General features: G+C 78.4%; 1 protein-coding gene. It reads left to right on the plus strand.

Annotation, left to right across the window (positions count from 1 at the left end; genetic code table 11):
- A partial coding sequence (locus ACFWJO_RS39295; protein WP_386873041.1) for an IMPACT family protein occupies window positions 1-287 on the plus strand: 287 nt, incomplete at both ends.

Genomic DNA, 287 nt, shown 5'->3' on the forward strand with positions numbered 1-287 from the left:
GTCCTCGGCCCCGCCCGGGACCGGATGCGCTCCAGCGACGACGGCGAGCCCGCCGGCACGGCCGGCGTCCCCATGCTCGAGGCCGTCCTCCAGCGCGAGACCGCGCCGGGCCGGACCGACCTGACGGACGTGTGCGCCGTCGTCGTGCGCTGGTTCGGGGGGATCAAGCTGGGCGCCGGGGGCCTGGTGCGCGCCTACTCGGACTCGGTGTCCGGGGCACTCGACGCCGCCCCGCTGCGCACCCGCTCCCGGCTGGCCCTGCTCGCGGTGGAGGCGCCCCACACCGA

The organism is Streptomyces sp. NPDC127092 (genome assembly GCF_042722475.1).
GTDB lineage: Bacteria > Actinomycetota > Actinomycetes > Streptomycetales > Streptomycetaceae > Streptomyces.